At 46.3% G+C, this 2292-nt stretch carries 2 protein-coding genes; one reads left to right on the top strand and one right to left on the bottom strand.

Translation table 11 applies throughout. From position 1 onward, the window contains the following. Nucleotides 1-669 (bottom strand): PAS domain-containing protein (locus B3N33_RS12505; RefSeq protein ID WP_292593519.1); only part of this gene is annotated, 669 nt, incomplete at its 3' end. 275 nt (nt 670-944) lie between these two features. Between B3N33_RS12505 and B3N33_RS12500 the strand changes: the two genes are divergently transcribed. Continuing rightward, nucleotides 945-2186, top strand: coding sequence for a hypothetical protein (locus B3N33_RS12500; RefSeq protein ID WP_214079500.1), 1242 nt, complete (start codon nt 945-947; stop codon nt 2184-2186). The last annotated feature ends 106 nt before the right edge of the window (nt 2187-2292 follow it).

Here is a 2292-nt window from a genome sequence, read left to right as displayed (position 1 = left end):
ACCCTCTACAAACTCGACATCCTTTTCGTCGGTGTGCCTCTTCAAGTAATCCAGTGCTGGCTTTACATAGCGTTCCATATTGCCCATGATGGTCTTCTCCAGCTCATCCTTTTCCTCTTCGGTCCGCCTGAGAAGACTGGTCAGAAGGTCGTTCCTCTTCTCTATAGTGTCGAGTCTGTCAAGAACGCTTATCAGTTTGTGCTCGACAAATCTCTGAAGAGAAATATCTCGCACGTACTCTAGAAGAGCTATGAGCTCGTTGCCCTTGTTGAAGATCGGAATGGAAAACAACTCCTGCCAGCCGTCACTAACCGAATGAGCCTGATATGGAACGATCTCGACTTCGGACTTCTTGCTCTCCATCGTTCGAAGCACCGGACACTTTTCGCAGGGATTACTGCGGTTGTGGTATATCTCGAAACACTTTCTACCGACAATCGCTCGCTTGCTGGAGTACCAGTGCTTGATCGAGCTGTTAACGTATCTTATTCTCATATCGACATCCAGAATACTGACGCCGTCCTGAATGCTCTCCAGAATGAAGACCAGAAGCTCGCGGCTATTCAGTATGCTAGACTTTTCTAGCGAATCTCTGGAAAGATATATACCTGGTATAGAAGTCAACGGTCTCTTCACTTCGCTGGTATTTTCCGAAAAAAGACCTGGCATTTCACACGCTCCTTCGGTGCATTTATTTCGTAGACAACACTCGAATTATCCCATGGCAATGGCCTAGTATCAACTTTCGTGAGCTTTTTAGGTGATTCGTCATGTTTCCTATCACATGATAGACACAGGTGATACCTGCCAGTCTCATGCTAGTACAACTATATAGTAATACCAGTATTGTACCAGTAATCCGAATAATACTATCATAAGATACCGGAGGATTTGCTTTTTGCTTTGTGACGCGGGGAAAATTCAACCAGGGAGGTAATAGCTTTATGTCCGAAAAGGAAATTCTCTTCACACCAATTAAGATCGGAAACCGGGTTGCTCAGAACAGAATGGTAATCAACGCAATGGAATGCTGTGATTCCGATGAAGAAGGAAATCCCACCGAAAAGACCTACGAACGTTACAGGAAACTCTTCGAGGGCAAGGCCGGTCTGATAGACCTCGAAGCTATAACAGTCACTTACGAGAATCGCGGCAGAAAGACTCAGCTCAGCATCATGCATAGAAACAAAGAGGCTCTGACAAAGTTTGTTCGAAAAATGAAGAACATCAACAAAGACACTATCTTTATCTTCCAGCTTACACATTCGGGAGAGTTAAGCCATCCAGCCTTTTCGAAGCGCGTCTGCGTGAAGCCGCTTGCCGGTTTTGGTGGAGAGTTGCTGAGCGAGGAAGACATAGAACGGATTCTGGACGAATTCGTTCTGGCAGCAAAGATCTGTCACGATGCCGGTGCCGATGGCGTCGACCTTAAGCTTTCTCACGGCTATTTAGGCTCCCAGCTGTTACGCCCTTACAATGATAGAAAGTGGAAGTATGGAGGTTCCTGGGAAAACCGAAGCCGCTTTGCCTTTGAACTAATCGAAAGAGTCGTCAGAGAGGTCAACGATCCCAATTTCATAATCGGTTCAAAAGTCTCAGTATGGGAGGGCTTTCCAGGAGGCTGCGGAAGCGCCGGGCCTGACACTGCAGTTATGGATCTGACCGAATCGATAGCGCTCTGCAAAGGTCTTGAAGAGAGGGGTGCGCACTACATTCTCCAATCTGCAGGAAGCCCGTCGATTACTCTTGCACTATCACAGCCAGATAGGAAGATACCCGACTACGCCTACCTCCATCACTACTTCTCAAAGGTCCTCAAAGAAAACTTGAAGCCTGAAACCGTTGTTATCGGCTCGGCATACTCTATCTTCCGGGACGGGAAGAACTCTTTCCAGGCAGTTGAGAGAGAAAAGAATACCTTCAGGTACTGGGGTAATAAGAACATAAACGACGGGTACGTAGATATGGTAGCTCTGGGCAGACAGTCCTTTGCAGACCCTTACCTTCCGGCAAAACTAATGGAAGGTAGAGAAGACGAAATAAAGTGGTGCACTGCATGCGACAACTGTATCGAGCTTCTTATACGTCAGATGAATGTCGGTTGCTGTGTTTACAACAAACCGTACACCGAAGCTCTGATGAAAGTTAGAAAAGAAGAGGGACTTCTCAAAGAAAAGCACACATAATCACTGATTTAGATGTCGGGAGTGTCATCCTGCATTGTTCTTATACAGGACGGACAGTAAAATAGGGACTCCATTTTAGGACAGGAGCAGTTCTTCCTTCATAAGA

Origin of the sequence: Mesotoga sp. UBA5825, assembly GCF_002432955.1 — a bacterium.
In the GTDB taxonomy this organism is placed as follows: Bacteria; Thermotogota; Thermotogae; order Petrotogales; family Kosmotogaceae; genus Mesotoga.
Note: the sequence above shows the minus strand (reverse complement) of the source record. Positions and strands in the feature narration are given on the sequence as shown.